The sequence below is a fragment of the Solibacillus sp. FSL K6-1554 genome (genome assembly GCF_038005185.1).
In the GTDB taxonomy this organism is placed as follows: Bacteria; Bacillota; Bacilli; order Bacillales_A; family Planococcaceae; genus Solibacillus; species Solibacillus silvestris.
The window spans coordinates 1,598,293-1,624,233 of record NZ_JBBOSS010000001.1 but is presented as its reverse complement, the minus strand read 5'-3'; the positions used below and the strand labels follow the sequence as shown (position 1 = coordinate 1,624,233).

At 39.2% G+C, this 25,941-nt stretch carries 28 protein-coding genes and 1 riboswitch; of the genes, 6 read left to right on the top strand and 22 right to left on the bottom strand.

Annotated features, from left to right (window positions below; all coding sequences use genetic code 11):
• Window positions 1–12: 12 nt before the first annotated feature.
• The 17 genes from MHB58_RS07825 to MHB58_RS07745 form a co-directional block, all read right to left on the bottom strand.
• The gene (locus tag MHB58_RS07825; protein ID WP_339264305.1) at window positions 13–567 is read right to left on the bottom strand and encodes a nitroreductase family protein; all 555 of its coding nucleotides are present in this window, start codon (window positions 565–567) and stop codon (window positions 13–15) included.
• The gene (gene cobA, locus MHB58_RS07820; RefSeq protein ID WP_339264304.1) at window positions 561–1,322 is read right to left on the bottom strand and encodes a uroporphyrinogen-III C-methyltransferase; all 762 of its coding nucleotides are present in this window, start codon (window positions 1,320–1,322) and stop codon (window positions 561–563) included. Before cobA ends, MHB58_RS07825 begins: the two co-directional genes overlap by 7 nt.
• Window positions 1,319–1,951: a precorrin-2 dehydrogenase/sirohydrochlorin ferrochelatase family protein gene (locus tag MHB58_RS07815; protein ID WP_340734966.1), complete on the bottom strand. Its 633-nt coding sequence runs from the start codon at window positions 1,949–1,951 to the stop codon at window positions 1,319–1,321. The genes cobA and MHB58_RS07815 overlap by 4 nt, the downstream gene beginning before the upstream one ends.
• Window positions 1,948–3,306, bottom strand: a complete 1,359-nt coding sequence (locus tag MHB58_RS07810) for a cobyrinate a,c-diamide synthase (RefSeq protein WP_340734965.1) — start codon at window positions 3,304–3,306, stop codon at window positions 1,948–1,950. Before MHB58_RS07810 ends, MHB58_RS07815 begins: the two co-directional genes overlap by 4 nt.
• Window positions 3,303–4,442 (bottom strand): cobalt-precorrin 5A hydrolase, encoded by a 1,140-nt coding sequence (locus MHB58_RS07805; RefSeq protein WP_340734964.1) that lies wholly within the window; start codon window positions 4,440–4,442, stop codon window positions 3,303–3,305. The genes MHB58_RS07810 and MHB58_RS07805 overlap by 4 nt, the downstream gene beginning before the upstream one ends.
• A complete protein-coding gene (gene cobM / locus MHB58_RS07800) occupies window positions 4,435–5,217 on the bottom strand; it encodes a precorrin-4 C(11)-methyltransferase (protein WP_339264300.1) in 783 nt (260 codons plus the stop codon). Before cobM ends, MHB58_RS07805 begins: the two co-directional genes overlap by 8 nt.
• Window positions 5,217–5,921, bottom strand: a complete 705-nt coding sequence (gene cobI, locus MHB58_RS07795) for a precorrin-2 C(20)-methyltransferase (RefSeq protein WP_339264299.1) — start codon at window positions 5,919–5,921, stop codon at window positions 5,217–5,219. The genes cobM and cobI overlap by 1 nt, the downstream gene beginning before the upstream one ends.
• Window positions 5,918–7,114, bottom strand: a complete 1,197-nt coding sequence (cbiE, locus tag MHB58_RS07790; RefSeq protein WP_339264630.1) for a precorrin-6y C5,15-methyltransferase (decarboxylating) subunit CbiE — start codon at window positions 7,112–7,114, stop codon at window positions 5,918–5,920. Before cbiE ends, cobI begins: the two co-directional genes overlap by 4 nt.
• Window positions 7,089–8,225, bottom strand: a complete 1,137-nt coding sequence (locus MHB58_RS07785) for a cobalt-precorrin-5B (C(1))-methyltransferase (RefSeq protein ID WP_339264629.1) — start codon at window positions 8,223–8,225, stop codon at window positions 7,089–7,091. The genes cbiE and MHB58_RS07785 overlap by 26 nt, the downstream gene beginning before the upstream one ends.
• Window positions 8,200–8,874: a precorrin-8X methylmutase gene (locus MHB58_RS07780; RefSeq protein WP_339264298.1), complete on the bottom strand. Its 675-nt coding sequence runs from the start codon at window positions 8,872–8,874 to the stop codon at window positions 8,200–8,202. Before MHB58_RS07780 ends, MHB58_RS07785 begins: the two co-directional genes overlap by 26 nt.
• Window positions 8,875–8,876: 2 nt before the next feature.
• A complete protein-coding gene (cobK, locus tag MHB58_RS07775) occupies window positions 8,877–9,635 on the bottom strand; it encodes a precorrin-6A reductase (protein WP_340735897.1) in 759 nt (252 codons plus the stop codon).
• Window positions 9,636–9,643: 8 nt separating this feature from the next.
• Window positions 9,644–11,305: a precorrin-3B C(17)-methyltransferase gene (cobJ, locus tag MHB58_RS07770; RefSeq protein ID WP_340734963.1), complete on the bottom strand. Its 1,662-nt coding sequence runs from the start codon at window positions 11,303–11,305 to the stop codon at window positions 9,644–9,646.
• 226 nt (window positions 11,306–11,531) lie between these two features.
• Window positions 11,532–11,718, bottom strand: a riboswitch (cobalamin riboswitch).
• 167 nt (window positions 11,719–11,885) lie between these two features.
• Window positions 11,886–12,773 carry a S16 family serine protease gene (locus MHB58_RS07765; protein ID WP_014824153.1) on the bottom strand — a complete coding sequence of 296 codons (888 nt, stop codon included), beginning with the start codon at window positions 12,771–12,773 and terminating at the stop codon, window positions 11,886–11,888.
• A 15-nt stretch (window positions 12,774–12,788) separates the two neighbouring features.
• Window positions 12,789–13,592: a DUF2785 domain-containing protein gene (locus tag MHB58_RS07760; protein ID WP_014824154.1), complete on the bottom strand. Its 804-nt coding sequence runs from the start codon at window positions 13,590–13,592 to the stop codon at window positions 12,789–12,791.
• A 3-nt stretch (window positions 13,593–13,595) separates the two neighbouring features.
• The gene (locus MHB58_RS07755) at window positions 13,596–14,000 is read right to left on the bottom strand and encodes an acyl-CoA thioesterase (protein ID WP_014824155.1); all 405 of its coding nucleotides are present in this window, start codon (window positions 13,998–14,000) and stop codon (window positions 13,596–13,598) included.
• Between the two features lie 14 nt (window positions 14,001–14,014).
• Complete coding sequence (locus MHB58_RS07750) at window positions 14,015–14,818, bottom strand: GNAT family N-acetyltransferase (RefSeq protein ID WP_014824156.1); 804 nt, start codon at window positions 14,816–14,818, stop codon at window positions 14,015–14,017.
• 12 nt (window positions 14,819–14,830) lie between these two features.
• Complete coding sequence (locus tag MHB58_RS07745; protein WP_014824157.1) at window positions 14,831–15,625, bottom strand: class I SAM-dependent methyltransferase; 795 nt, start codon at window positions 15,623–15,625, stop codon at window positions 14,831–14,833.
• Between the two features lie 238 nt (window positions 15,626–15,863).
• Between MHB58_RS07745 and MHB58_RS07740 the strand changes: the two genes are divergently transcribed.
• Window positions 15,864–16,076, top strand: coding sequence for an alpha/beta-type small acid-soluble spore protein (locus MHB58_RS07740; protein WP_008406565.1), 213 nt, complete (start codon window positions 15,864–15,866; stop codon window positions 16,074–16,076).
• A gap of 408 nt (window positions 16,077–16,484) precedes the next feature.
• On the opposite strand, the gene MHB58_RS07735 is transcribed toward MHB58_RS07740, so the two are convergent.
• Window positions 16,485–16,685: a cold-shock protein gene (locus MHB58_RS07735; protein ID WP_008406560.1), complete on the bottom strand. Its 201-nt coding sequence runs from the start codon at window positions 16,683–16,685 to the stop codon at window positions 16,485–16,487.
• A gap of 336 nt (window positions 16,686–17,021) precedes the next feature.
• Between MHB58_RS07735 and MHB58_RS07730 the strand changes: the two genes are divergently transcribed.
• Both MHB58_RS07730 and MHB58_RS07725 read left to right on the top strand, forming a co-directional pair.
• Window positions 17,022–17,585 (top strand): DUF4256 domain-containing protein, encoded by a 564-nt coding sequence (locus tag MHB58_RS07730; RefSeq protein ID WP_014824158.1) that lies wholly within the window; start codon window positions 17,022–17,024, stop codon window positions 17,583–17,585.
• Window positions 17,586–17,914: 329 nt separating this feature from the next.
• Window positions 17,915–18,778, top strand: coding sequence for a helix-turn-helix domain-containing protein (locus MHB58_RS07725; RefSeq protein ID WP_014824159.1), 864 nt, complete (start codon window positions 17,915–17,917; stop codon window positions 18,776–18,778).
• A gap of 51 nt (window positions 18,779–18,829) precedes the next feature.
• On the opposite strand, the gene MHB58_RS07720 is transcribed toward MHB58_RS07725, so the two are convergent.
• On the bottom strand, window positions 18,830–19,429 hold the full coding sequence (locus tag MHB58_RS07720) for a DedA family protein (protein ID WP_041865894.1): 600 nt from the start codon (window positions 19,427–19,429) through the stop codon (window positions 18,830–18,832).
• 366 nt (window positions 19,430–19,795) lie between these two features.
• Entirely contained in the window at window positions 19,796–20,428 is a 633-nt protein-coding gene (locus tag MHB58_RS07715; protein ID WP_340734962.1) for a LysE family transporter, read from the bottom strand.
• A gap of 471 nt (window positions 20,429–20,899) precedes the next feature.
• On the opposite strand from MHB58_RS07715, the gene abc-f reads away from it, so the two are divergent.
• From abc-f to MHB58_RS07700, 3 genes are all read left to right on the top strand, one after another.
• Complete coding sequence (abc-f, locus tag MHB58_RS07710) at window positions 20,900–22,348, top strand: ribosomal protection-like ABC-F family protein (RefSeq protein WP_340734961.1); 1,449 nt, start codon at window positions 20,900–20,902, stop codon at window positions 22,346–22,348.
• A 124-nt stretch (window positions 22,349–22,472) separates the two neighbouring features.
• Window positions 22,473–23,519 carry an LLM class flavin-dependent oxidoreductase gene (locus MHB58_RS07705; RefSeq protein WP_340734960.1) on the top strand — a complete coding sequence of 349 codons (1,047 nt, stop codon included), beginning with the start codon at window positions 22,473–22,475 and terminating at the stop codon, window positions 23,517–23,519.
• Between the two features lie 205 nt (window positions 23,520–23,724).
• Window positions 23,725–24,663, top strand: coding sequence for a bile acid:sodium symporter family protein (locus tag MHB58_RS07700; RefSeq protein ID WP_008406533.1), 939 nt, complete (start codon window positions 23,725–23,727; stop codon window positions 24,661–24,663).
• 76 nt (window positions 24,664–24,739) lie between these two features.
• Here the strand turns inward: MHB58_RS07700 and MHB58_RS07695 are convergent, their stop codons facing one another.
• On the bottom strand, window positions 24,740–25,249 hold the full coding sequence (locus MHB58_RS07695) for a GNAT family N-acetyltransferase (RefSeq protein ID WP_008406532.1): 510 nt from the start codon (window positions 25,247–25,249) through the stop codon (window positions 24,740–24,742).
• Window positions 25,249–25,794, bottom strand: coding sequence for a GNAT family N-acetyltransferase (locus MHB58_RS07690; protein WP_340734959.1), 546 nt, complete (start codon window positions 25,792–25,794; stop codon window positions 25,249–25,251). Before MHB58_RS07690 ends, MHB58_RS07695 begins: the two co-directional genes overlap by 1 nt.
• Window positions 25,795–25,941 lie beyond the last annotated feature (147 nt).

Sequence of the window (25,941 nt, the reverse complement as noted above, 5' to 3'; positions counted from 1 at the left end):
GTTAGTACCTCCCTATACCCAAGTAGTTTTTTCTGAAAATGGTGTACGTTTTTTCTCCGTTGTAACTGGTTCCTCCGGATAGCCAATACATAACGTACCTACGAGGTGTTCAGAATCCGTCGCCCCGATAAATTCATGCAAAGCTGTTTCATGTACAAGACCGACTCCGCGTGTCCGCCACACCATGCCTAAACCAAGCGCTTCAGCCATCAGCCACATCGACATGATTGCACTGCTGACAGCAAATTTATTGTCCAGCGTCGCCCCTTCATCACCTTCGACTACAGCAGAAGTAACGACAATGATGAGCGGTGTTTTTGTAACGGCCTGCATTGAGCTTTCCACTAAGTTTGGTTTTGTCGGGAAGCGCTGCTGTAAATAATTGAATGCTACTTGTTCAAAACGTTTTAAACTATCTCCTTGCAGCACATAAAATTGCCAAGGCTCGCGCATCCGGTCATTCGGTGCATAAGTTGCTGCTTCCAATAATTGTTCAATCTTTTCCTGTTCTACTTCCTTTGCTAAAAATTGACGAACCGCCCGTCGTTTTTTTAATGCTTCTAACATGTTGTCTCAATCCTTTCATTGAACCAGGCAATTTCTTCACGAATTCCTACAACATCCCCTACTAGAATCATCGATGGGTTGACCATTTTCTGCTGCTGAATTTGTTCACAAATCGTCTCTAATTGACCAGTAATCGTACGCTGATTGCTTGTTGTTCCCCATTCAATTACTGCAACCGGGGTTGTCGGTTTCTTTCCGTGTCTGATTAGACTTTTCGTAATATGATCGATATTGCCGATACTCATATAAAACGCAATCGTATCGATTTGTGCGAGACTTGCCCAGCTTAAAAAATCCTGTCCCTTTTCTTCACGGCCATGCCCGGTAACAATAGCAAAGCTTGTTGCATAATCACGATGTGTAACGGGTATGCCTGCATATGCCGGTGCCGCTATTCCTGCTGTGATCCCTGGGACAATTTCAAATTCAATATTTTCATTGCGAAGAACAACTGCTTCTTCTGCGCCTCGTCCAAAGACAAATGGGTCGCCACCTTTTAGACGGACAACCTGCTTGTTCTGCTGTGCTTTTTCAACGAGCACACGATGAATTTCGTCTTGTATGAGGCCATGCTTCCCCGGTTCTTTGCCACAATAAATTAATTCGCAATGGGCTGGTGCGTGTTTTAAAATTTGGGGGTTTACTAATCTGTCATATAAAATGACTTCAGCTATCTGAATGCACTCTAATGCACGTATTGTCAGTAATTTCGGGTCACCCGGTCCAGCACCAACTATATAAACAAATCCACTCAATTGACTTCTCCCGCTTCAATCTGACGTAAAAACTGTGCACATTTTGCCTCATTCTTTTGCTGAATCCAATCGAGTATTTCAGGTTCAAGCAATTGAGCCAGCGCTGCTTTTTTTGCATCGCCTTCATAGTTTTTCAAAATAAGCAGACGGGCTTCCTTTAAAAATGCAACATATTCTGCATAACTTTCATCGTATTGTTCCTCTAAGTCCGCTTTTACTTTTCTAGTAAGCGCCGGACTTGCGCCAGTTGTCGACACCGTTACAACAAAATCTCCACGACGGACAACCGCAGGATTCATAAAATCCATACGACCTAAAGCATCTGCACGATTTAATAATTGCCAATGCTGTGTTGCTTCTTCCACAGCATCATTTACCGCTTCATCATTCGTTGCCGCAAAAATGAGGGCTGCACCGTCTAAATCAGCCGGTTCAAAAAGTTTTTGTTTCCAGACTGCTCTGCCTTCATCTAAATATGTTTTTAACTTATCCGTTACTGTCGGACTTACAACGGTAATTTCGGCATTCGTAGGTAATAATGCTTCCACTTTTTGACGGGCTACATGGCCACCACCAATGATCACCACTTTTTTAAACTCAATATTGACCATTAACGGAAAATAATTCATACTCTTACCTCCAAACAAGCTGCAAGCCAATTTTTCACGAGTTGTGGATTGGATGCGAAATGAAAATGTGTATATCCAGCAACTAGATTCCCATGTGAATACCCTTCCTTTTTCGCTCCAAAGCGCCCTCTTGTAAAATAAGCAGGTGTTTCGTGATTTCCTTCGTAAACTGAATAATGGAACTCGTGACCTTTAGCAAGCTCCTGTTCACCGATTAAAAAGTTGCCCTCCACACCGGTAATTTCTCTGTAGCCTAATGCGGCCAGTTTTTCTTGCATCCGAACGCTTCCCGGAATGACACCAAGCATTTTGTAGCCATTTCCTTCACGGTTGAAAATTTCTTCTGTTAAATACATGAAGCCGCCACATTCCGCAAGTGTCGGGATTCCCTTTTCAATCGCTTGTTTTATCGAATTTTTTGCCTGTTCATTTTGTGCAAGCTTCTCAGCAAATTCTTCAGGGAACCCTCCTCCAATATACAAACCTTGTGCTTGTTCAGGAACCGGTTCATTTTCAAGTGGAGAGAAGAAATGGAGTTTTGCACCGTTTGCTTTCAGTAATTCAAAATTTTCTTCATAATAAAAGTTAAATGCTGCATCTTTTGCTACAGCCAAATGAATTTCTTGCACATTTTCTTGTGTTTCGAAAATCTTTGAAGTTTGCTCCAATTCGCCCGCTTTTGTGACTTGTAACAATAAATCCAGATCAACAGTTGCTTCAATAGCAGCTGCAAGCTCATCAAAATACGGATCGAGCTCCCCGCGTTCAATCGCCGGCACTAAACCTAAATGACGGCTCGGCAATGCCGGTACCGCCCCTTTTTGCAGGTAGCCGAGAACGGGGATGTTACATTCATGTTCAATCGCTGTTTTAATAATTTCAAAGTGACCTATACTCCCAAGCTGATTGGCAATAACCCCTACTATATTGGCATTCTCGTCTAACTGCTGGAATCCTTTTACAATAGCTGCTACACTTCGGGCCATACTTGCTGCGTTAACAATTAAAATTACCGGACTGTTTGTAATTTCACTAATATGTGCCGCCGATCCTTCATTTGATAATGGCGACTTCCCGTCATAAAATCCCATTACACCTTCAATAATCGAAACATCTGAATCAATGCTGTTTTTCGCGACAATTGTGCGTACGACATCTTCCGTCATCATGAAACTGTCAATATTGCGTGAAGACCTTCTCGTTACCGCTGTATGATACGTCGGATCGATATAATCCGGACCGCATTTAAATCCTTGAACAGTTAAGCCGCGCTTCATCAGTGCACGCATAATGCCAATTGTAAATGTTGTTTTTCCTACGCCACTGCCTGTTCCGGCTAATACGAAACGATTCATTCGATTTCCTCCTCATCAAATGTAATCCGGGCAATGGAAATGGTTGCATTGCCGCTTTTCTTTTTTTCCAACAGCCAGTCTGTCGCATTGGCACACCGTAATGCAGCAGGTTCACTGACACCGTATGCCCCTGTAAATTTAAAAACAGTTTCCGATGGATTTTGCAGCGGCATTTCATTTAACTGTGCCGGTGTATACGTTATAAACTGCCAGTTGTTTCTAGCCGTTACTTGCAGGAAACCTTGTTCATCTTTTTTCAAATCGATTGTGGCGATTGCTTTGACGCTTTTTTTGCTCAGCTTTAGTTCTGCAAGCGTTTCATCAATTAGTTGTTCAATTTCTTCTGCAGATGTTCCGCGATTACAGCCCATTCCTAAAACAATTGATTTCGGTCGATAAATTACACCGTTTTCAAGTAATATTTCTTCCTCTTTTTCGATAATCCGATCAGTAATGAGCAATGTGGCATGTGGTTTTGCAGCGATTGCTTCCCCTGTTGTCCGGTAAATTTTCAAAGTATCAGGCATCGGTGTTTCATGCAGCCACCATTTTTTTTCACCGGTTTCCTGAACAATCGCAACCTGTTCCTCATTCACTACTGAAGCACTGACAGGCGTTAATTTCTCTTCACTGTCCCAAACCCATCCGTACCGTGCACCAAATAAATCAACCGCGATTGTTTTTTGAACATCGGATGCTGTAGTTACAATCGGAGTCGCATCGATTGCTTGTGCAAACTCATTTGTCAGGGCATTCGCACCACCGATATGTCCGGATAAAACACTTACGACATATTGTCCTTTATCATCAACAACAAGAACACCCGGATCTTTCTTTTTATCTACTAAAATGGGGGCAATCATCCGAACGACTGCACCAAGGGAAATAATCAATATCATCGACTTATATGCTTTAAATAATGCAGGCAGTAACAGGCGCACCGTCCCGTCAAATAATTGAATATTTTTTTCAACCTCATCGCCCTGCTCAAATTTCTTCATATAATATACATCGACATAAGGAAACTTCTCCGCATACTTTCGCGCATTCGTCACACCGTGCTTTGTAATGGCTACAAGTGCATAAGGTTTTGTCACACGAACTTCCGGAATTTCCCCTTCACGTAAATTAATCATCGACTTTCACACCTTTACGAAAACCATGTGTAAATGTAGCATCATACAATTTTGAACGGTAATCTTTTTCATGAATGTTCGGATCAAGTGCCCAGCCGGCTAAAATCATCGCATGTTTGCGAATGCCATTTTTCCGCATCGCTTCATCCAGTTCAGCAATTGTCGTGCGAACGATTTTTTGATCTGGCCATGAAGCCCGCTGAATAACGGCAACCGGTGTATCGTCCGACCAGCCCGCAGCCTGTAGTTCTTTTGTAATTTTTTTCGTTAATGTGGCACTTAAAAACATTGCAATTGTGCAATGATGGCTTGCCAATGCTTGCAGTTTTTCACGCTCAGGTACCGGTGTACGTCCTTCTGCTCTTGTTAAGATTAACGTTTGCGTCAAGTCAGGAACCGTTAATTCGGCCCCTACTGCTGCAGCGGCAGCAAATACGGAACTCACACCTGGAACAACGTCATAGCCAATATTATGTTTTTTCAACAATGCCACTTGTTCCATTGTGGCCCCGTACATGGCCGGGTCACCCGTATGTAAACGCACAACCATTTTCCCTGCATTGACACGTTCAACGATGCAATCAACCATCTCTTGTAAATGCATGCCTGCTGTACGGATTACTTCTGCATCCGCACGGGCTTCGGCAACTAGAGTTTCACTAACTAACGAATCTGTATACATGACAACATCCGCCTGTTGAAGAAGTTTAAGGCCTTTTACGGTAATTAAATCCGGGTCGCCGGGGCCAGCACCTATAATCCAAATTTTCTTCATTATTTTCGCACCACCATACATGATAAATAATTGAGCTCAGCTCCACGCAATTCATTCGTTTTCCAAATAATTTCTTCATCTGAAGTTACTTTTGTCACAACAAACGTTTTTTCTAGTAAGTTCATTTCCTCAAGCAAATCCAGCATGTCATCTAATACTTTCGCTACTTTAATGAACACTATCCCGTCATGGTTCTCAATAACACGACGCATCTCTGCCATATCCGAAGTTGCCGGAATCATTGCTACATGATCATCGCCGTCTGCCAATGGGATTCCTAAACGATTGGCAGTTCCATTAAATGAAGATATCCCTGCAATCGATTTCATTGGAACGTCGGGATGCATTTCCTTCATTAATTTCATCAAGTGTATATATGTACTAAAAAGCATCGGGTCGCCTTCCGTTACAAATGCGACATCTCGGCCTTCTTTCAAATGTGCATAGATTTTCTCTGCGGATTTTGACCATGCTTCCTGCAATGTCTCCTCGTCCTTCGTCATCGGAAATACAAGCCCCAGCATTTCTTTTTCCGCCGGATTAACGTACACATCGATTATTCGTTGCGCATACGATTTACTGCCGCGCAATTTTTGAGGATATGCAATGACCGGGCATTCTTTTAACATTCTAAACGCTTTTACTGTAATAAGTTCCGGATCACCTGGTCCAACACCTAATCCGATTAATGTACCGATTGTCATAATTCCAACCCTTTCTGTGCTGTTACGATAAAAATTGGATTTAACGGTTCAAAACGCGTTAAATTTAAAATTGGCTTACTTTTTGAGATTTGTGCCTGCAGTACAGAAACATCACAATTGAACTTTTTAAAATGCCCCATAGCTTCTGCTAAGTTCTCAATTGTTGCGATGTTCATAACAATGTGGCCATTTGGCTTTAATCGATTCACACATAGTTGCAGCAACTGCTCCATATTACCGCCGTTGCCACCGATGAAAATGGCGTCCGGATCAGGAAATTCTTCTAACCTTTCTGGAGCTTTTCCTAAAACAGCTGTAAAATCTGTACGATGAATATGCTGATTTTGAAGACAGTTTTCCAAATCTGTTTCATTTTTTTCAATCGCAAATACTTGACCTTCCCGGGCTATTTTCGACATTTCTATAGCAACTGACCCCGTGCATGTCCCAATGTCCCATGCGATACTTGTTTCTCTTAATTGCAGTGCTTGCAGACAAAGTACACGGATCTCCTTTTTTGTGATGAGCCCTTTATCCGGTTTTCGCTGAATAAACTTGTCATCATCAATACCGATTGACGCACGCTCGACCACTTCACGCTGTTTTAAAATGACAACATTTAGTGGTGAAAATTCAGCGTTTTCCATTTCATCTAAAGAAAGATGGCGACATCGTTCTGCCTTACCTTCCAAGTTTTCTGCAACAAACGCATCATATTCTGTCATACCGAATGCTTTTAAATAGCGGGCCAGTGCATTTGGTGAATTGACTTCATCTGTCAAAATGGCTACTTTTTTTCGACCATCGATTTTTTGGGCAAGCCCTTTCATCGACCGGCCATGAACACTCGTTAAATAGGCATCCTGCCAGCTTTCCTGCATTCTTGTAAATGCTAATTGAACAGAGCTAGCATATGGGTAAATTTCTAATGGGAGCTTTTTTGCCAAAACTCCTCCTAAACCGTAAAACAATGGGTCACCCGATACTATAATGACGACGTTTCTTTTTTCTTCTTGCAGCTTTTCCACTAGTCGTGAGAGTCCACCTTTTATAATGATCTTTTCGCCAGTGTAGTCCGGAAAAAAGTCAAGATGACGTTCACCACCAACTAGTACTTCACTTGATTCAATCCAAGCGATATATTGAGGAAGTAAACTTGCTGGTCCGTTATCCCCGATACCAATCATTCTCATCCAATTGTTCAATATTCTCAGCCTTTCCTAGCATGTCACCGTTCATTGCATACAAAGTTGTGGAGACACGTAATTTCGCTTTCGTATGATCCAGTGCATAGTAACAGCAGTTTTTACAAAGCGCTTTAAAAAATTGGTCATTCCCCTGCATGATTTCCCCTACTTGCGATGCCGTATTCGCATGCAGAATTTGCTCGATTATTTCTGGATCAGCTCCGGCTTTTTTCGCGATTTCAGCCAAAAACGGGAAACTGATTGGCGCACTCTTGGAATGCACCATCATGACACCCTGTGCCACTTTCGAAAACTTCCCCATCATTCCGACAAGCGATACTTGGGGAATCTCTTTACGGGCGATATGCTTTAACGTAAAACCGACGAAATCCCCCATCTCTATAAATGCTTCTTCCGGTAAATGCGGATATTGCTTCATTGCATATTTTTCACTGCGTCCGCCGGTTGTAATGACAAGATGATCACAGCCTGCTTCTTTTGCAACACTGATTGCCTGCACGATACTTGCCATATATGCTGAACTTGAAAAGGGCACGACTGTTCCGCGCGTACCTAATATAGAAATTCCGCCCAGTATACCAAGCCTTGCATTTAACGTCTTTTTCGCAATTTCCTCACCGTCCGGAACAGAAATAATCACTTCGATTCCTTTGTCAATCTGGAAAAGTTGAATCGCTTCTTCGACGACACCATGAAGCATTTTTCTCGGAACAGGGTTAATTGCCGCTTCTCCAACAGGGACGGGCAGTCCTGCTTTTGTTACACGACCAACACCGATTCCTCCATCTAAGTGAACACCGCTTTTCTCTATAAAACGAACCGTACTTTGAATGCGTGCTTTATGTGTCGCATCCGGATCATCACCGGCATCCTTAATCGTTTCACACATCACTTCATTGTCCTTTACTGCAAAAGATGCCACCGTAAATGTTGCATCTTTTCCTACAGGTAAATGAATTGTTACATGTTCAGGAACTTCTCCGGTCACAAGTGCGTACAAGGCAGCCTTTGTCATCGCAGTTGCACAAGCTCCCGTTGTATAGCCGTGACGCATTTCCGACGGATCTTTTTTATTTCGTTTCTTTTGCTCGTTCATCTGCCATGATTGAGATGGCATTTAATGCTGCGACGGTTACAGTACTGCCACCTTTTCTTCCTACATTCGTAATAAACGGAATTCCTTCTAAAATCGCTAATTCCGCTTTCGATTCTGCTGCCGAAACGAACCCAACAGGCATCCCGATAATTAAATCCGGCTTTGCAAGACCTTCTTTAATCAGGCGAATTAATTCAAGTAAAGCTGTCGGGGCATTCCCAATTGCATAAATCCCGCCTTCTTGTAGTTGAGTCGCCTTTTGCATCGAAATAATCGCACGAGTTGTTCCAAGTTTTTTTGCTTCGATCGATACATCTTCATCTGCGATATAACAATGTAAATCCCCGCCATGTTTTTGGAATCGTTTGCGCCCTGAACCACTTTCAATCATCTGAACATCAGCTACAACATGACGTCCTGCTAAGATGGACTGAATGCCCGCTTCAATCGCATCATCCGTAAAAATCATGCTGCGTCCCAATTCGAAGTCTGCAGAAGCATGGATAACGCGGCGAACGACAAGCCATTGTTCGTCTGTAAAAGAATGTTCGCCCATTTCTTCTTTAATGATCGCAAAACTGTAATCATAAATTTTGTCCGGGTCTACTGTTAGTGGTACGAAGTCTGTATTAAAATTCATATTTGCCATTATTATTTGCCTCCTAATTTTTCAAACACTTTCTCGAATGAAGTGCATAAGTTTTCATATTGTATTTTTGGTCTTTTAATTAAGATGACTGGAATACCAATTTCAAGAGCCGCATCCATCTTTTCGTCTACTGAACCGACTTTCCCGCTTTCCTTTGTAATAATAAGTGTTGTGCTGAATTGTTCGTAAAGCGCTTTATTCAGTTCTTTTGAAAACGGGCCTTGGATTGCGATAATATCACGCTGCTTCACCCCAAGGTCATGGCATTTCTCCATATTCTCTTTATTTGGCAGCATCCGGCAGACAAGACGAATATTTTCGTTATGTAATAATTGTTCCGTAAAAACGGCAAGCGTTTTACTGCCTGTCGTCAGCATAATTGTTCCTGAATGTGCGGATGCAGCAATTGCCGCTTCTGTATACGTTTCCACTTCCGTAACAAGCGGATGTACATAACTTTGCTGCGGACGTTCATATCGAATATAAGGAATACCCGTTAAATTTGCAGCGGCCATCGCTGTTTTGGAAGCCTCTTCCGCATATGGATGACTGGCATCGATAACCGTTGTTACCCGCCGTTCTTCAATTAGTTCCTTCATTTGCTGTTCTGTTAAACGACCGACATGGTACGGAACATTCGCTTCCTGTAGACTCGCTGCAGCAGATTCCGTCACGACAGTCGCCACCAATTCTTGTCCCGCTTGCATTAATTGAACCGCCAGCTCTCTTGCATCACTTGTTCCAGCTAAAAATAAAATCATCATTTCACCTAATCTCCACAAGGGGCCTCTTCCACTTTAATTTTGCATGACATATCAACATAATTGAAATTCAGGATTTTTTTTACACGTTTAAAATATTTGAAAAAACGTTCATTCGGATGTCCATTTTCTTTATAGTCCGCAACGATTTCTGTTAGTAAAGGAATCAATTTTTCGGGATCGATCCCTTCAAGGACAGGTTGTGCTGCATGTGCTGTTCGTCCAACTGGTTTGGAACCGATAAACAAATCAAACTTTTTCTTGCGGTAAACAATGCCGATATCATCAAAAACCGCGCGATAACATGCCATTCCGCAACCGTTAAAACCGACATGTAGTTCTTTCGGCATTTTAATGCCACCAAGTGTTTCCATAATCTCTTCAGCATATGGAATGGATTCGGCTTTTTCGCCGTAACAGAAATCACACGCCTTGACGATTACTACGTCGCCGACAGGTTGAACAAGTAAACCCGTTTTTTCTACCGTTTCTACGATTCTTTGAGGTGAATCAGTTGGTACCTTCAATAAGAGACGGTGATCAGGCGTATACTCCATCGTACCCCGTTCTCCTACAACCTCTGCCATTGTAATCATTTGTGCAGGTGTAATCATTTTATTGGCAACACCTGGTGATACAGCAAACTCAAATATGGATTCCACTTCTTGCTGCACTAAAAAAGGATTTTCTTCAACTTTTACTGCTGACGTTTCTTTATGTACGAGCGCTAATGCTTCATTTGCAAGCTGTAATGCGGTTGTTTTAATTGCTGCTGGTTCAACTATTTTTTTCTCTATAGCTTCAATTTTTTCATACCCGGTCTTTGCTTCACCCGTTTCCTGATCCAACGCCCAAGGTTCCGCTTCTTTTTTCAAACGTTGGTGCGGTTTTAATAGTTGCTTTTCTTCTCCTAACGTATATTTACGCTGATAACCACGCGGTGTAATGATTTTATTATCGTAGTAAAATGTTGAGGAATTCCCCACGACGACCGTTGTCAGCATTCCGATATCATGTTCGAGCATTTCTTCTAGTGTTGTTAACACAATGTCCTGCGTATCCCGATAGGCAGCTTTTACTAATCCGACAGGTGTATCAGGTGAACGATACTTAAGCAATATTCGTTGCGCTTCCACAATTTGTCTTGTCCGTCTGCCGGATTTAGGATTGTAAAACGCAACGACAAAGTCTGCCATTGCCGCTGCCTCAATCCGTTTTCCGATGACCGTCCATGGTGTTAAATGGTCACTTAAACTAATTGTGCACGAATCATGCATAACAGGAGCGCCAAGTAAACTTGCACAGGAGTTAATCGCTGATATACCCGGAACGACTTCTACTTCAATCCCTTCTTTTGCAGTCCATCCCTTTTCAATTAATACTTCATATACGAGGCCCGCCATTCCGTAAACACCTGCATCACCACTGGAAATAACAGCAACTATATGGCCGGCTTCAGCCTGTTTTACAGCTTCTTGCGCACGTGAAACTTCTTCAGTCATTCCCGTACTGACAATGGTTTTCGCCGTCACTAAGTGCTCAATCAGTTCAACATACGTTTTGTAGCCCATAATGTGATCGCTTTGCTGTAGTGCATCGACTGCACGTTTTGTTATATGTTCCCGATCTCCAGGTCCGAACCCTACAACAAAGATCTTTCCTTTTTGCATGTAAACACCCTCCCTATTAGTAAAATACATCTCGTACCAAATAGGACGTGATGATAATTTTTCTTATGTGGATTTCATCAAAAACTAGTATTGGTTATCCACTAAAATAAAAAAAGCCCGCACCTCTCGTTAGAAAGAGGTACGGGCATGTGAAATTAATACTAAAAAAGTATAGAAAAACACAAAAACAATTACTTGTTTCGCCTATACTTCTCCCTCCGAAAAGTAAGTATCGTTTAAATAAGCAGGTTTCCTGGCTTAAGCTTCCTTTTACTTTCACTTCTTCCCATCTTTACGACAGTGATTCATTGTGATTTCATCAGCTATTACAGTAGCGGGGGCTGCATTAGTCTTTCACTAATTTCCCTTTTACCTTACAAAATTCTGTAAGCACTTATTTAAATTGCAAATTATTAAATTATTATAAAAATAACATAGTCTATTAAAAAATGATAGAACAATTATTATGATATCTGTTTTTTTCAGTGAAGATAAAGCATTGTTCCTTCATTATTTTTGTCCTTTGCACATTAATTCCCTATCCTAATTAACAAAGGTTGTTTATTTTCTGTTTTTCATTTTATTTATTTAATGACCCTGTTTCATTTAGTTTTTTTATATCAGTTACAGCATTTTCTATAGATGCCACAGCGATAATTTCTATATTAAGCTGCTCATCTTTTTTTACTCTCTTCGCCTCTTCTTCATTTTCTACAGGTAGAATTATATGAGAAAAACCGCTTTGTTCGGCAATCATAGTTTTCGCTTTTATTGAACCGATCTCCTTCACATTTCCTTTGCTATCAATCGCTCCTGTTACGGCAATCGGAAGATTATTGTTAACGTCACCATTTTCGATAAGAGCGCTTAATACAGTGGCAAGTCCTGCACTGTCACCTTCTATATCTTCTCTTTCTAAAAATTGATTAATAGCAAAAGCGTTTTCTGGTAAATAAGCAAGGACATTTTCCTTCATCGTCTCAAAATGTTTCTCCATAGGACGTACATAACTTAGTAATTCTTCGTTTTTCGAACGGTACCGGATTTTATTCGTGACAACTTCCGAATCCAAAACTTTTTTATAAGTTGAAGATTCCATAGTATGAATTAAGTAGTTCAAGTCCGTTATATATGGGATCTCAATCACTTCCACTGCCAGTACATTGATTCCTGAGTCTTCCACTATTTCAAAAGGCTCGTTATATGACATAAGAAAATAAGTATATTTTTCATAATCAATCAGTCGGCTTTCAAAGACAGCTAATAGGGCTAGTATATAAAAAATCCCTAAAAAAGCTGCTTTCAACTTCTTCTGGTTCCGGTAAACAAAGAATCCGAAAATTGAAATACCCAGGCCCACTATAATAAAAATAATAAATTGATAACCGTTAATCTTATCAAAATAATATGCGAGTAAGCCTGTTATGTATAAAATGAATGGCAGTATCATTAAAAAAATACGTCTCAATTTTTCAACTCCTTACTAAACAAAAGTTGGATTTCCAAAAATAATCCAATCGGCTGTTTTTGTACATTTGGTTGATTTTAATAAATGTCTTAATAATGCTGCCTCAAATTTTTTCACATTCCATTCATACCGGTATTTCTTATGCCAATCCTCTACTTCTATGTAATGCAATCCTTTTAGCCACGTTAACAATTGCTCATCCGTCAGTCCCTTATCCAGTAATGCATCAATGACCGGTAACATGCGTACTTCTTCCTCATCGATTAAAGCATATTCAGTATGAAGACAGCTTTTTAAACTTTGTAATGCACTACATAATAATTTGGAATCCTTCATCAACGGATGTCTAATTGCTTCTGTTAATAAATCACTTCCATGTGCAACCGCATGTGCCCAGCCCTTTGTATTGACGAATCCTCGGTAATCCTTCTCAAGAAATAAATAATGAATACTACGGTGAATAGCCTCAACAACAAGTTCTTCAGGCAAACTTCTATTTTCACGATCTTTCCCTAAAATAAGGGTGATAACGAGTGCCGAAAACGATCTTGTAAATACATCATCAGAAGGATTGCTCTGTGTAATATTTAAATAAAGGTGCTCATCATCCGAACATGTTTTTAATATTAAAACTAATTGTTCTTCAGTAAATTGCTCATTCAGAATTAATTCGCAAAATCCCCGATAAATTAAGTTATCACGTAAATAGCCATCCGTATTTCCAATATTTTTTAGCATGAACTGGATTAATTCGTTAAAATCAATTAAATCCAGATTAATCGACTTTTTTACAATTCCTTCTAATTGTTCTTTCATCATATTTTATTGCTCCATTTCAAAAAGCTTCTTTAATGGATCAGGAATTTTCGCAACTCTTTTCTTTTCTAAATTGAAAAAGCATCCTGATTGTTTTCCGATGCAATGGATATGCTTTTCCGTTGTAATTTCCAGTTCCATTTCCCAACTAGATTGCCCGATTTTCACCATCCAGCACCGACCGACTGGTTGATCGAAAATTGTTAAAGGGGCTTTATATTCAATCTCTGTTTTCATCAAGATCGGGGATATTTGCACAGCCATCATCTCTGCTAATGGATAATGCTCATTTAAAAATGCCATACGTAAATCCTCAAACCAGCGTACATACACAATATTACTTACAATGCCCATCGCATCGATATCATAGGCGTTAATCTGAATCGGTTGTTCTGCCAATAATGTTTTCACAATATTTGTCCCCCTTAATTTTTCTCTTCATAACGAACCATTGACCAAAAACCGATATCCTCAAATCCAATCCGCTTATAAATGCGTCCGGCAGCCGGATTATCATAAAACAGACAGATTGATTTCCCTTCAGCGAGCAGGTCACGGCAAAGTTTTAACATACAATGTGTCGCATATCCTTTTTTCCCGTATCCCGGTCTCGTTCCGACGCCTACAATCATCGCGGACTGAGAATTTTCCGCTGTTGTTGATGCTGAAGAGACCATCACACCCTGTTCGTCACGAATAATATAAGTACGCCCCGTTTTAAATTTTTCCGCGCGCTCTCTTCCTTCAACACTAAATGTACCCGTTGAAAATTCCGGAATCGATCTGAGCATGTCAATATTTTCTTCGTATTCACTTGGCTGTAAATACGTCACATTTGAAAAATCCAAATCAGATGTGGGAACGGTCAATTCTGTACATTTTGCATAATACGTTTCGCTGTCCCGACGAATACCGCGGTCAATCCATTTCTTTAATGGAGCGACTAAATGCTGAAGCCCCGAAATTTCTATCCGACCTCGATTTTTGTTAATGATTTTGGCAAATCCCTCGGTATCATAATTTCCTTCACTGTACGGGATATAGTTTTGATCATAGCGCAGTAAAATCGCTTTTAGCTGATCACCTTCAAATTGCCCCCATAAATCCTGGATATCCGATTCCATCCCATACGCTTCAATATCACCGATGATAAATAAATTTTCTGCCGGCTTTTTATGTACAAGTGCCAATGTAGTTTCAAGGTCTTCGTTTGTTAACTTTCGAATCATTATATTTGCCTCCTATATAGTACGTTTACGAGCTTTTACGATAAAGGTTGTTGGAAAGTTGCTTGCTTTATGTAGAGAATAATATTTTTCGGAATACGGAATTTCTTCACCTTTTGCATGTACCGGAATATCACTTTCAATAATTTCTACAAGTTCAAAGCCTGCTTTTAAAAGTGCATTTATAAATGTCGCCATTTTATATTTCGGTATTTGCATTGGCGCATCTTCCCCTTTAAATGTCGTTGTTTCGATATGTCCTTCACGCTGGTAGGAATCCGTTAAACTAAACTGATGATCACGGCATTTGATTTGATTATAGAAAGGGTGTTCCCAGCTGAAAATAAATTCGCCTCCTTCTTTTAAGTAGCTGTAAACTAACTTAAACGTTGCCGGAAGATCACTTGACCAGCCAATCGCATAAATGGAATACACTAAATCAAAATAATTCTTCGGCAGACCGATTTCTTCTTCCATTGGAGCCGTAAATAAGCTTACCTCAATGCCGTATAACGTTTTCTGTGCCAGGTCCATTTGGGCACTCGAAAAATCAACACCCCAAAGCTCCTTTGCACCATTCTTATTCATATATAAAAGAGAATGACCGCTCCCAAATCCAACTTCCAGCACTGTTTTGCCGGCAACACTTCCGATTAAATTAAGTTCCTCTTCGGTTTGTGCTAATGGTCCATAGCTTGGCAACGCATCTCCTCCAGCAAAATGCTTTGCTACAATATCCCAGCTTTTTTTATTATTTTCGATAATTGTATTCAAAAAAGTCATTCCTTTCTGTAACGATGATGATTCCATACTGTATCTCCCAATTAAACCACTTTATTCCATATGTTACAATCCGACAATTTTTCTAATTTGTTTTAGTTGCGGTGCGAGCTATCCTATGTGATTTAGTGTTTATCGATGATAATTGGTTATTATAAAAACACCATATTATAAAAACGTTACCAATTGAACTGTAAATTACCTATTTCTGATGTGGTATGAAACTTTTTTACCTGTGCATTCTATTGTCATAAGGAGGCGATAACAGATGGCAAACAACAACAGCTCAAACAAATTACGTGTACCTGGTGCACAACAAGCAGTTGACCAAATGAAGTACGAAATTGCACAAGAGTTTGGTGTTCAATTAGGACCAGACGCATCAGCACGTGCTAACGGCTCTGTAGGTGGCGAAATTACGAAACGCCTAGTACAAATGGCAGAGCAACAATTACGCGGAAACTCAAACAATCAACAATAATTAACGAAAAGGAAGCGCTACAAATTTGTAGCGTTTTCTTTTCATTTTGGCTTTTCAAGAAGATTACATACACAACAAAAAATGAATCTTTTACAGCTTGCCTCCATAAAAACATTAATAAACGCCATTTCTCAAATGTCCTTAATTAACAAATCTAACCTTAGCTTTAAGGGCTGGGATAAATTTGAGCTATGTCTTTTAAAGGAGGAAATTCATAAATGAATATTTATGGGTGGATTGGTTTGTTAGGAATTGTTAACCTTCTCATTTCGTATAACTGTGCAATTAAATAATCCCGCTCCTAAAATCATATTTAGGAACGGGATTTAAATTGTCTACCCTATCATTTTTGACACAAAAAAACTGCACCCCATATTTGGGATGCAGTTTATCGTTACATCATTAAAATTAAAGTTTTACGATGTTTGTAGCTTGTGGGCCACGTTGACCGTCTTCGATTTCAAATTCAACTTTTTGACCTTCGTCTAAAGATTTGAAACCTTCGCCTTGGATTGCTGAGAAGTGAGCGAATACGTCGTTTCCGCCTTCAACTTCGATGAAACCAAAACCTTTTTCTGCGTTAAACCATTTTACTGTACCTTGTGTCATTTAAATGACCTCCATTTAATTAAATTTAATAAGATCACAATTCTCATAAAGAAAAAATTCACATATTACAAAAAGTACTAAATAAAACACGAATACATTTTGTAATAGGTGAATTTATTGTTGTCTTGTAACATTTCTTATTAACCATAGTATATAACAAACAAAACCATTTGTCTATTCTTATTATTTTATTTCATTCGAGTGCAAGTATAATCATGATGCAAACTAAGTTTTGAATAGATTTATCTTATTTCGAAAGTTAATCATTACTAGACTTTATTCTCTAGCTTACAGTATCATTAATGGCATCAACTACTTATCGAGGTGTTCTCTATTATGACAGCTAAAAAAGTATTAACAAACGAACAACAAGAACAACTTCTTACAATATTGAAAGCACGCTTTTTACAGCATATGGAACGTCATCCAAATATCGATTGGGAAAATGTGCAGACAAAGCTCGAAGCGAATCCTGTAAAACTGTGGTCGCTTCATGAAATGGAACGTACTGAAGGTGAACCTGATGTCGTTGCATATAATCATGAAATGGACACATACACATTTATGGACTGTTCACCTGAAAGCCCTAAAGGACGCAGAAGTATTTGTTATGACCAGGAAGCACTGGATGCGCGAAAGAAAAACAAACCTGAAGACAGTGCGATGAATATGGCGGCTTCTATGGGAATTGAACTTTTAACAGAAGTCGAATACCGCTCGTTGCAGCAACTTGGGAAATTTGATTTAAAAACGTCCAGCTGGGTTTTAACACCACCCGATATCCGCAAACTTGGCGGTGCAATTTTCTGTGACCGTCGATATGAGACGGTTTTCATGTATCATAATGGTGCAGACTCTTACTATGGTGCTCGAGGATTTCGAGGTTCGCTTACTGTTTAATTTAATGATCTCAATTTAAAACAAGCCGTTGTCACATTTTTTGACAACGGCTTGTTTCTATTTTAAGCAACTCTGGACAATAAATCGAATGACCCAGCCCGGGATATGAAAATAATATAAATTCAGATTTACCCTAAACTCCTTTTTATTCCAAAACTAATTAATATATGATCCTTTAAATCCTTACTTATCCTCCACCAGTTCCAATAATCCACAGTTCTAAAGTAGTGATTAATAAATCTACCATTTCGTCCCCTCCTTTGTATTAATTTTACAAATTATCAGACAAAAAGTGTATAATATGCCTAAAAGAATAATTAGGTGATGAAATGAATAATTACGGGCAAGTTGTAAAAGACATACGGGTTGGTAAAGGCTATTCACAACAATATGTCAGCGAGAAAATATGCTCACAGGGCAACTATTCAAAATTTGAAAAAGGGGAAAACAGAGAAATTAAATATTCTATTTTAAAGGAATTTTTGGGTCGGCTCGAAATGTCTTACGAAGAGTTTGAATACATAAGCAATAACTACGAAATGCATGAGCGCCAAAGAATTATGAAGAGGTTTTACAATCAAACGTACAATTCCGAAAATGCACTGCTTCAAATGATTGAAGAATGTGCTGCTTATTTACGGCAAAATCCGAACGACAATTTAATTATCAATATTCAAACCGTAATGGAGGGGATGCTCATTTTGGCCAGATCCAGCGATTTTGTAATGGCTTCTAAAACTTTATCTCCCATTTGGAAAGATCTTTCTCAACGAAATACATTGTACTTAGCTGATATTTATTTGCTGAATGCTATTTTATTTGTGTTTCCGATTCCAACTGCAACGGAAATAAAAGAATTTGCTTTTCGTCATATCGACAAGTACAATGGCTTTCAAAATATAAATAAATTAAAAATTAATTTTCTGATCAATCTGTCGCTTATTAATATTAAAGGAAAAGACTTTGAAACCGCACTTCATCTGTTAAATGATGCAATCAGTGCATGTAAATCGGAGCAGCTTTTTATCAACCTGTCGATTTGTTATGTGAGAAAAGGCGTTTGCCTCAATAATTTAAACGGAGCGGATGAAGGTTTTATCAATAAGGGCTTAACATTACTTCAACATTTAGAACAGGAAGAACTAGTTAAAATGTTGGAGAAGGAAATTAAAAATAATTTAATTGTTAAATAATGTAAAGATAATTATAAAGGGCAGCCAATGTTAGGTCGGCTGCCCTTTAGTTTATTTTTTTTTAGGTAAGTTCATTTTACGCTCTAATAATTTAATGCGGTATTTGTAAATCGCATAAATTACTGCTAGAACAATGATGATGATAACAAACGGCTGCAAGTATTGTTTAAACAGATCTCCTGCCTGTTCCCAGTTCTCCCCTAGCTTAATGCCTAAATAAACATAAAGCGCGGTAATTGGGAACATCGCTAAAAATGTGTAAATTGTAAACTTCCATACATTCATTTTAGTCATCCCGCATGGAACCGAAATTGCCGTACGGACGATTGGCATAAAGCGTCCGAAAAATGCGACACCCGCGCCATATTTAGCGAAAAACTTGTCCGATGCATTCACTTGCTTTTCATTGATCAAGAAGAACTTCCCGTATTTCAAAACGATTGGTCGACCACCATAACGCCCGACTGCATATAAAGTCAACGGACCAATCGTTCCGCCTACCGTTCCTGCAAGCACCATTAACCAATAGCTATATTCCCCTTGAGCAATCCAAAAGCCAGCCATCGGTAATATAATTTCTGCTGGAATAAACTCAAAGCAGAGCGCCAACAGTACACCAAAATAGCCAAACCCTTTAAAAAACTCAATCATTGATAGAATGATTGTATCTAACAACAAAAACAACTCCAATCATTTGCATTATCCCAAAGTTAAAATCATCATTTTCTGATTTTAACTCCATAGTCCACTTCCACATTCACTTAGCATACAAAAACTTTAATCGATTCACAATAGAAATTGTGGAAACATGCCGTTATTCTGTATGCTCTTCTTTAGAATAGAACGTCGTCTCCTCACAAATGTTGCCTCATCCGCAAAACTTTTAATTTTATAGCAGTGTATGCCTATGAAAAAAGCGATATGTCAGTACAATTGTGACTTCCCCTCTCCAACTAACTCCACATATAAAAACGAACAGACGAAACCAGTTATGCTTTGGAATCGTCTGTCTCTTAGTTAAATTAATGCTTTTAAATCATGAATAAACTCATAGATAAAGTAACAGCCAAATCCGAATAATAATACACCCGCGATGATGGAAGTCCATTTAATCATAGTACGATTCATAACTTTTCTCGAAAGTGAAACAATTGTTAAAAGTCCAATATCATGCAGTAAAATCCCTGATAAAATACCAAGCGCAACAATTAAAAATTGATGGGTACCTTTTCCTGAATAAGAGTCGGCCAAAACTGCTCCAAATACAGAAATCCAGAAAACAAGATTTCCTGGAGAAACAGCAACCAATAAACCATTGCGGTAAGTTGACAAAAAGGATTTATTGGCTTTCTCACCAGCTAATGCAATATCTTTGTCTGCGTTTTTAATAGAATCAAAAGCCAAAACAAATAAAAACGCGGCTCCAATAAGCCAAAGCGGAAGTTGAATATAAGACAACGATAAAAATTGAGCTACCCCTAAATATAAGGCAATGATTAAAGCTAAATCAATTGTCATACCACCAAGCCCTACCGCCCAACCATGCATAAATCCATTTTTTAACCCCTGTTTTGTCATTTCAACTGTAATGGCACCAACCGGCATTGCAATCGCAAGGCCAATCATGACATATGCAAAATATAAACTCATTCGACCACATCTTCCAAAAAAGATTTCTTCTTACGTCCGTTTTATAAATATAATTATATTTGAATATTTATAAATTTTCAATTCTCCCCTAATTAATTATTAATTCCAGGATTGACTTATTTCAGGAAAACTATTATGATGTCATTAATTTATGAGAAGGAGGGATTTTTCTATGTTTTTACTTCGTTTACGCTAAGCTGGCAATAAAAAAGCAAACCCATTTGAGATGGGCTTTTTTGTCATGCTTGTAAACGATGAAACCATAGAGATTCCTCTTTAAACGGGAGACTTCTATATTTTTTCGGCGCAGGCATACATATGTCTGCTTTTTTATTGCGTTTTAGACTCACGTATAAAATGGAGGGCTAAAACAATGCAGATGCTTCTATTCTTTTAATACGGGCGGATTACACAAACCGCTCGTATCGATAAGCTATCGGTACGAAATTCTATATTTCGGAGGTAGCAATAATGGAAAACTTAAGCTTTGAACTGAAAAATATACACGTACAATTTTTAGATAAGGATATACTCGCAATCCCGCAGCTGGCTATTTATCAATTTGACCGCATCGGTATTGTCGGTAAAAACGGCGCCGGTAAAAGTACTTTATTAAAAATATTAACGGGTCAACTTGTGCCGCAGCAAGGAAATGTAAGTTCACATGTCGATTATTATTATTTTGAACAAACATCCCCTGCTTTCACCCAACACAATATTGACATCGCCCTCCTTCATAAATTAAAGGCAGTCGATCCACATAGCGGTGGTGAACTGACGAGGCTGAAGTTATCACAGGCATTCAGTCATTACTATGAGGCATTGATTTTCGATGAACCGACAACGCACTTAGATCGAAAAGGCATCCGATTTTTGCAAGATCAACTACGCGATTATTACGGAGCTGTCGTCTTAGTCAGCCATGATCGGAACCTGCTGGATAGCGTCGTCACGACAATCTGGGAAGTAAATGATGGCCAAGTTTCGGTTTATAGCGGAAATTATTCCGATTATTCCGCGCAAAAGGAACGGGAAAAACATGAGCAAGCTGCTGCCCATGAAAAATACGTTCGCGAAAAGGCCCACTTGGAAAAGGCAGTTGCCGAAAAAATGAAAAAGGCCGAAAAAATTACCGAGGCAAAGAAGCTTTCAAAAAAAGAAACGAAGGCTAAAGCGAATCGAATGTTTGAAACAAAATCCAAAGGAACAAGCCAAAAAGCGGCTTATCGCTCGGCAAAGGCGATGGAAAAACGAATCGAACAGCTGCCTGTTGTAGAGAAAGTAAAAGAAGATGTTCCACTTCATTTCAAACAATCGAAAGCATTGGAACTTCATAATAAAGTGCCGATCATGATGCAAGATTTCACTTTGTCGATCCGTAAGAAAATACTGATTGATCAATGTCAGCTTCAAGTTCGTTTACAGGATAAAATCGCTCTGACCGGTCCGAACGGCAGTGGGAAATCAACGTTGCTGCAGGCGATGATCGAAAAGCATCCCCATATGGATCTCTCACCGAAAGTCAAAATCGGCCATTTTTCTCAGCTTGCATATCAAAACTTGCCGGATGAGACGGTTTGGAGTTTTATAAAAACACGAAGCGAATATAGCGATGCATTTATTCGTACTGTTTTACATCTGATGCAGTTTGACCAGAGTGATTTACAAAAACGAATTACTGTTTTAAGCGGAGGCGAACGCATTCGTTTACTTTTAAGTGAGCTGTTTTTAGGTCAATATAATATTCTCCTGCTCGATGAACCGACCAACTTCCTTGATATGGCGACAAAAGAGGCGTTGGTAAACTTTATCCGGGCATATGACGGCACTATTCTTTTTGTCTCCCATGATGACTACTTTGTGAAACAAGTAGCTACAAGAATTATAGAGATAAAAGATAGGGCCTTAATTGAAATCTGACTTTACTTGTAATGTTTCGAATTGAACAATCCTTTCATTTCCAATCGATGTGCACTAAAATGATTTCATATGGTAATCATAGTAAGAAAAGGTAACGAGCTATTTATTATTTGGAGGTCATCACATGGAAATAGGTATTTCAACATTTGCAGAAACAACTCCCGACGCTTTAACAGGCAAAACAGTAAGTCATGCCGAACGACTGCGCCAAATCGTCGAAGAAATTAAGCTGGCGGATTCGGTAGGACTGGATGTGTATGGTGTCGGAGAACATCACCGTGAAGATTATGCAGCATCGGTTCCATCTGTCGTGCTCGCTGCAGCTGCAATGCAAACAAAACAAATTCGACTGACGAGCGCTGTAACGGTACTCTCGTCGGATGATCCGGTACGTGTGTTCCAGCAATTCGCAACACTTGACGGACTATCGAACGGCCGTGCCGAAATTATGGCTGGACGCGGTTCATTCATTGAGTCGTTCCCCTTGTTCGGCAACGATTTGAACGACTATGATGCGCTTTTTGAAGAAAAACTTGATCTATTATTAAATCTTCAGGAAAATGAGATTGTGTCATCAACCGGCCATTTCCGTCCATCTATTCCGGGACGTGGCATCTACCCGCGCCCCGTTCAGGAAAAATTACCGATTTGGGTAGCGAGCGGCGGTACACCACAATCCGCAATTCGAGCGGCTACATTGGGCTTGCCGCTAACATTGGCGATTATTGGTGGTAGTCCCCTGTATTTCGCACGCATCGTTCAACTGTATTATGATGTGGCGAAAAAAGCAGGCCATGACATTTCGAAGCTGCGTGTCGCTTCCCATTCGCATGGTTTTATTGCGGATACAACAGAACTTGCTGTTGAGCAGTTTTTCCCGTCCACAGCAGCAGCGATGACGAAACTTGGCCGTGAGCGTGGATGGGCTCCTTATACACGTGAAGCATTTGATGATGCCCGCAGCTTGGAAGGCGCTCTTTATGTAGGAGATGTTGACATGGTTGCAAAGAAAATCATCTACCTTTACGAACATGTCGGCATTTCAAGATTTTTCCTGCACGTGCCAGTCGGTTCCATGCCGCATGACCAAGTAATGCATGCCATCGAACTTTTAGGCACAAAAGTTGCGCCAATCGTACGTGAGGAAGTCGCACGATTGAAAAATAGGTAAGAATGTTAGTTAATGGGCTGTGCAGAAAAATACTGCACAGCCCATTTTTTTATGAAGTTTGCGTTTACCCCTTTTTATACAAAGCTATCTGACTATATTAACTAGAATAATAACTAAATCGCTTAAAATTCTGAATATTATTGCAATTGTAAATTTGATATATTACAATGACATGAATTCAATAGAAAGCTGAGGTTACATCATCATGGGAGTTTTACAGAAGATAGGTAAGTTTGCAGGAAATACATTTGCGATTTGGGTACTCGTTGCAGCTGGTTTAGCGATTTGGCTGCCTGAATATTTCACTTGGATTGGTAGTTACATCACCATATTATTAGGGATTGTCATGTTTGGTATGGGGATGACATTGAAACTAGATGATTTTAAATTGATTCTTCAACATCCGAAAGGCGTGATTATCGGAATTGTTTCCCAGTTTGTGGTTATGCCGCTATTGGCATTCGCGTTAGCAAAAATTTTCAATTTACCACCTGAAATTGCAGTTGGTGTTATTTTAGTAGGTTGTTGTCCAGGAGGTACTTCATCAAATGTTATGACTTTCCTGGCAAAAGGAAATACAGCATTATCTGTTACGATTACATCATGTACGACATTATTGGCACCGTTTGTGACTCCTGCGCTAATTTATTTATTAGCAAGCGAATGGTTACCGGTTTCATTTATGGCCATGTTTATGTCGGTCATCAAAGTTGTATTAATTCCAATTGTTTTAGGAATCGTTGCTCAGTTCTTATTTAGACCAATTGTGGAGAAAAGCATCGATATACTTCCAACTGTATCCGTTATTGCGATCGTCATGATCGTTGCAGCCGTAGTAAGCGGAAGCCGGGATAAAATTTTAGAAACAGGATTAATCATTTTTGCCATTGTAATTTTACATAATGGGTTAGGGTATTTAATAGGGTTCTTAGTAGCGAAATTATTCAAATTGCAATACGATGATCAAAAAGCGATTTCGATTGAAGTTGGGATGCAAAATTCGGGATTGGGTGCCCAATTAGCTATGGCACACTTCGATCCCGTATCAGCGGTTCCGAGTGCAATCTTCAGTTTCTGGCACAATATTTCCGGACCGATCCTTGCTACGTATTGGGGTTCAAGAGCGAATAAGAAGGTCAAATAGTTATTACACAAAAAGTGGTACGAAGTTGTTGATTCGTACCACTTTTTATTTCGATATATGTATGTATTAGAGAGCTTTATTCATTCAATTCTAACTTATATTGTACTAACTTAACTTCTTTACCTATATATAATTCAGTTCCTTCACGGCTTTCTTCAGTAAATCCAACCTTCTCCATCATTTTTCTGGAACGATGATTTGTTTCATAGGTTTTTCCGTAAAATGTAGTGACTCCGAATTGTTCATTCGCATAATTCAGCAATTTTTTAATCATCTGAGTACCAATACCATTATTCCAAAGAGTACTATCTCCAATAGCAATACCTATTTCTGCACTATTATTTTTAAATTCTGCTAAATCGGCATAACCGATAAGTCTATTTTTATATTCAATTCCAAGACGGATCATATCTTTTTGTTGATTGGTTACACAACGTTCCCACCATTTAAATAATTCCAGATGATCTCTATTTTTCTGCCATCCATTTGCTTCACAAAAACGATCATCCCTACTCCAATCAACGACAGCATTAAAATCTTCTAATTTTAACTTTCTTAAGTAAATTTCATTTCGATTAATATCCATTATTCAGCTCCATTATTTTGCCGATTACACTTCGATAGCATAATTACATCGAAAGCCTCGTTATTTTGGTACATATACTTTCTTAAAATTCCTTCCTTTTCAAAACCCTGTTTCATCAATAATTGACTGGATCCTATATTTTCCACAAAAACGATGGCACCGATTCGTATTAACTCCATCTCCTGGAATCCATGGTCAACGATTTTAGCTACTGCTTCCGATGCATAACCATTCCGCCAAAAATCTGGATAAATTTCATACCCTACTTCTGCACGCCGATGCGTTTTTGACCATGAGTTAAAGCCAATTGTACCGATTAAACCCGGAACGCCCTTCTTTTCAATTCCCCAGCGCATCCCTTTTTCAGATTGAAAATTAATAGTAAATGCCTCGATTAACTTCTCTGCCTGCTCTATTTTTTTAAATGTGTTCAATCCGTAATATTTTGTTACCTCTTCGTTTGAAAAAATCGAATAAATATCTTCCGCATCGGAAGGAAGAATTTCTCTTAACACGAGTCGTTTAGTTTCTAATTTTGGAAACATAGTACTGCTCCTTTCGTAACACTATAATTTTAAGCAGTTTGCATGAATTGCCCCATTAATCTGACTTTCGAATTGACAGTTCCACCAAGGCATTTTCTGACTTCCTCATTTGTATAGAGTGCTTTTATGTATATGTATATTTGCAAA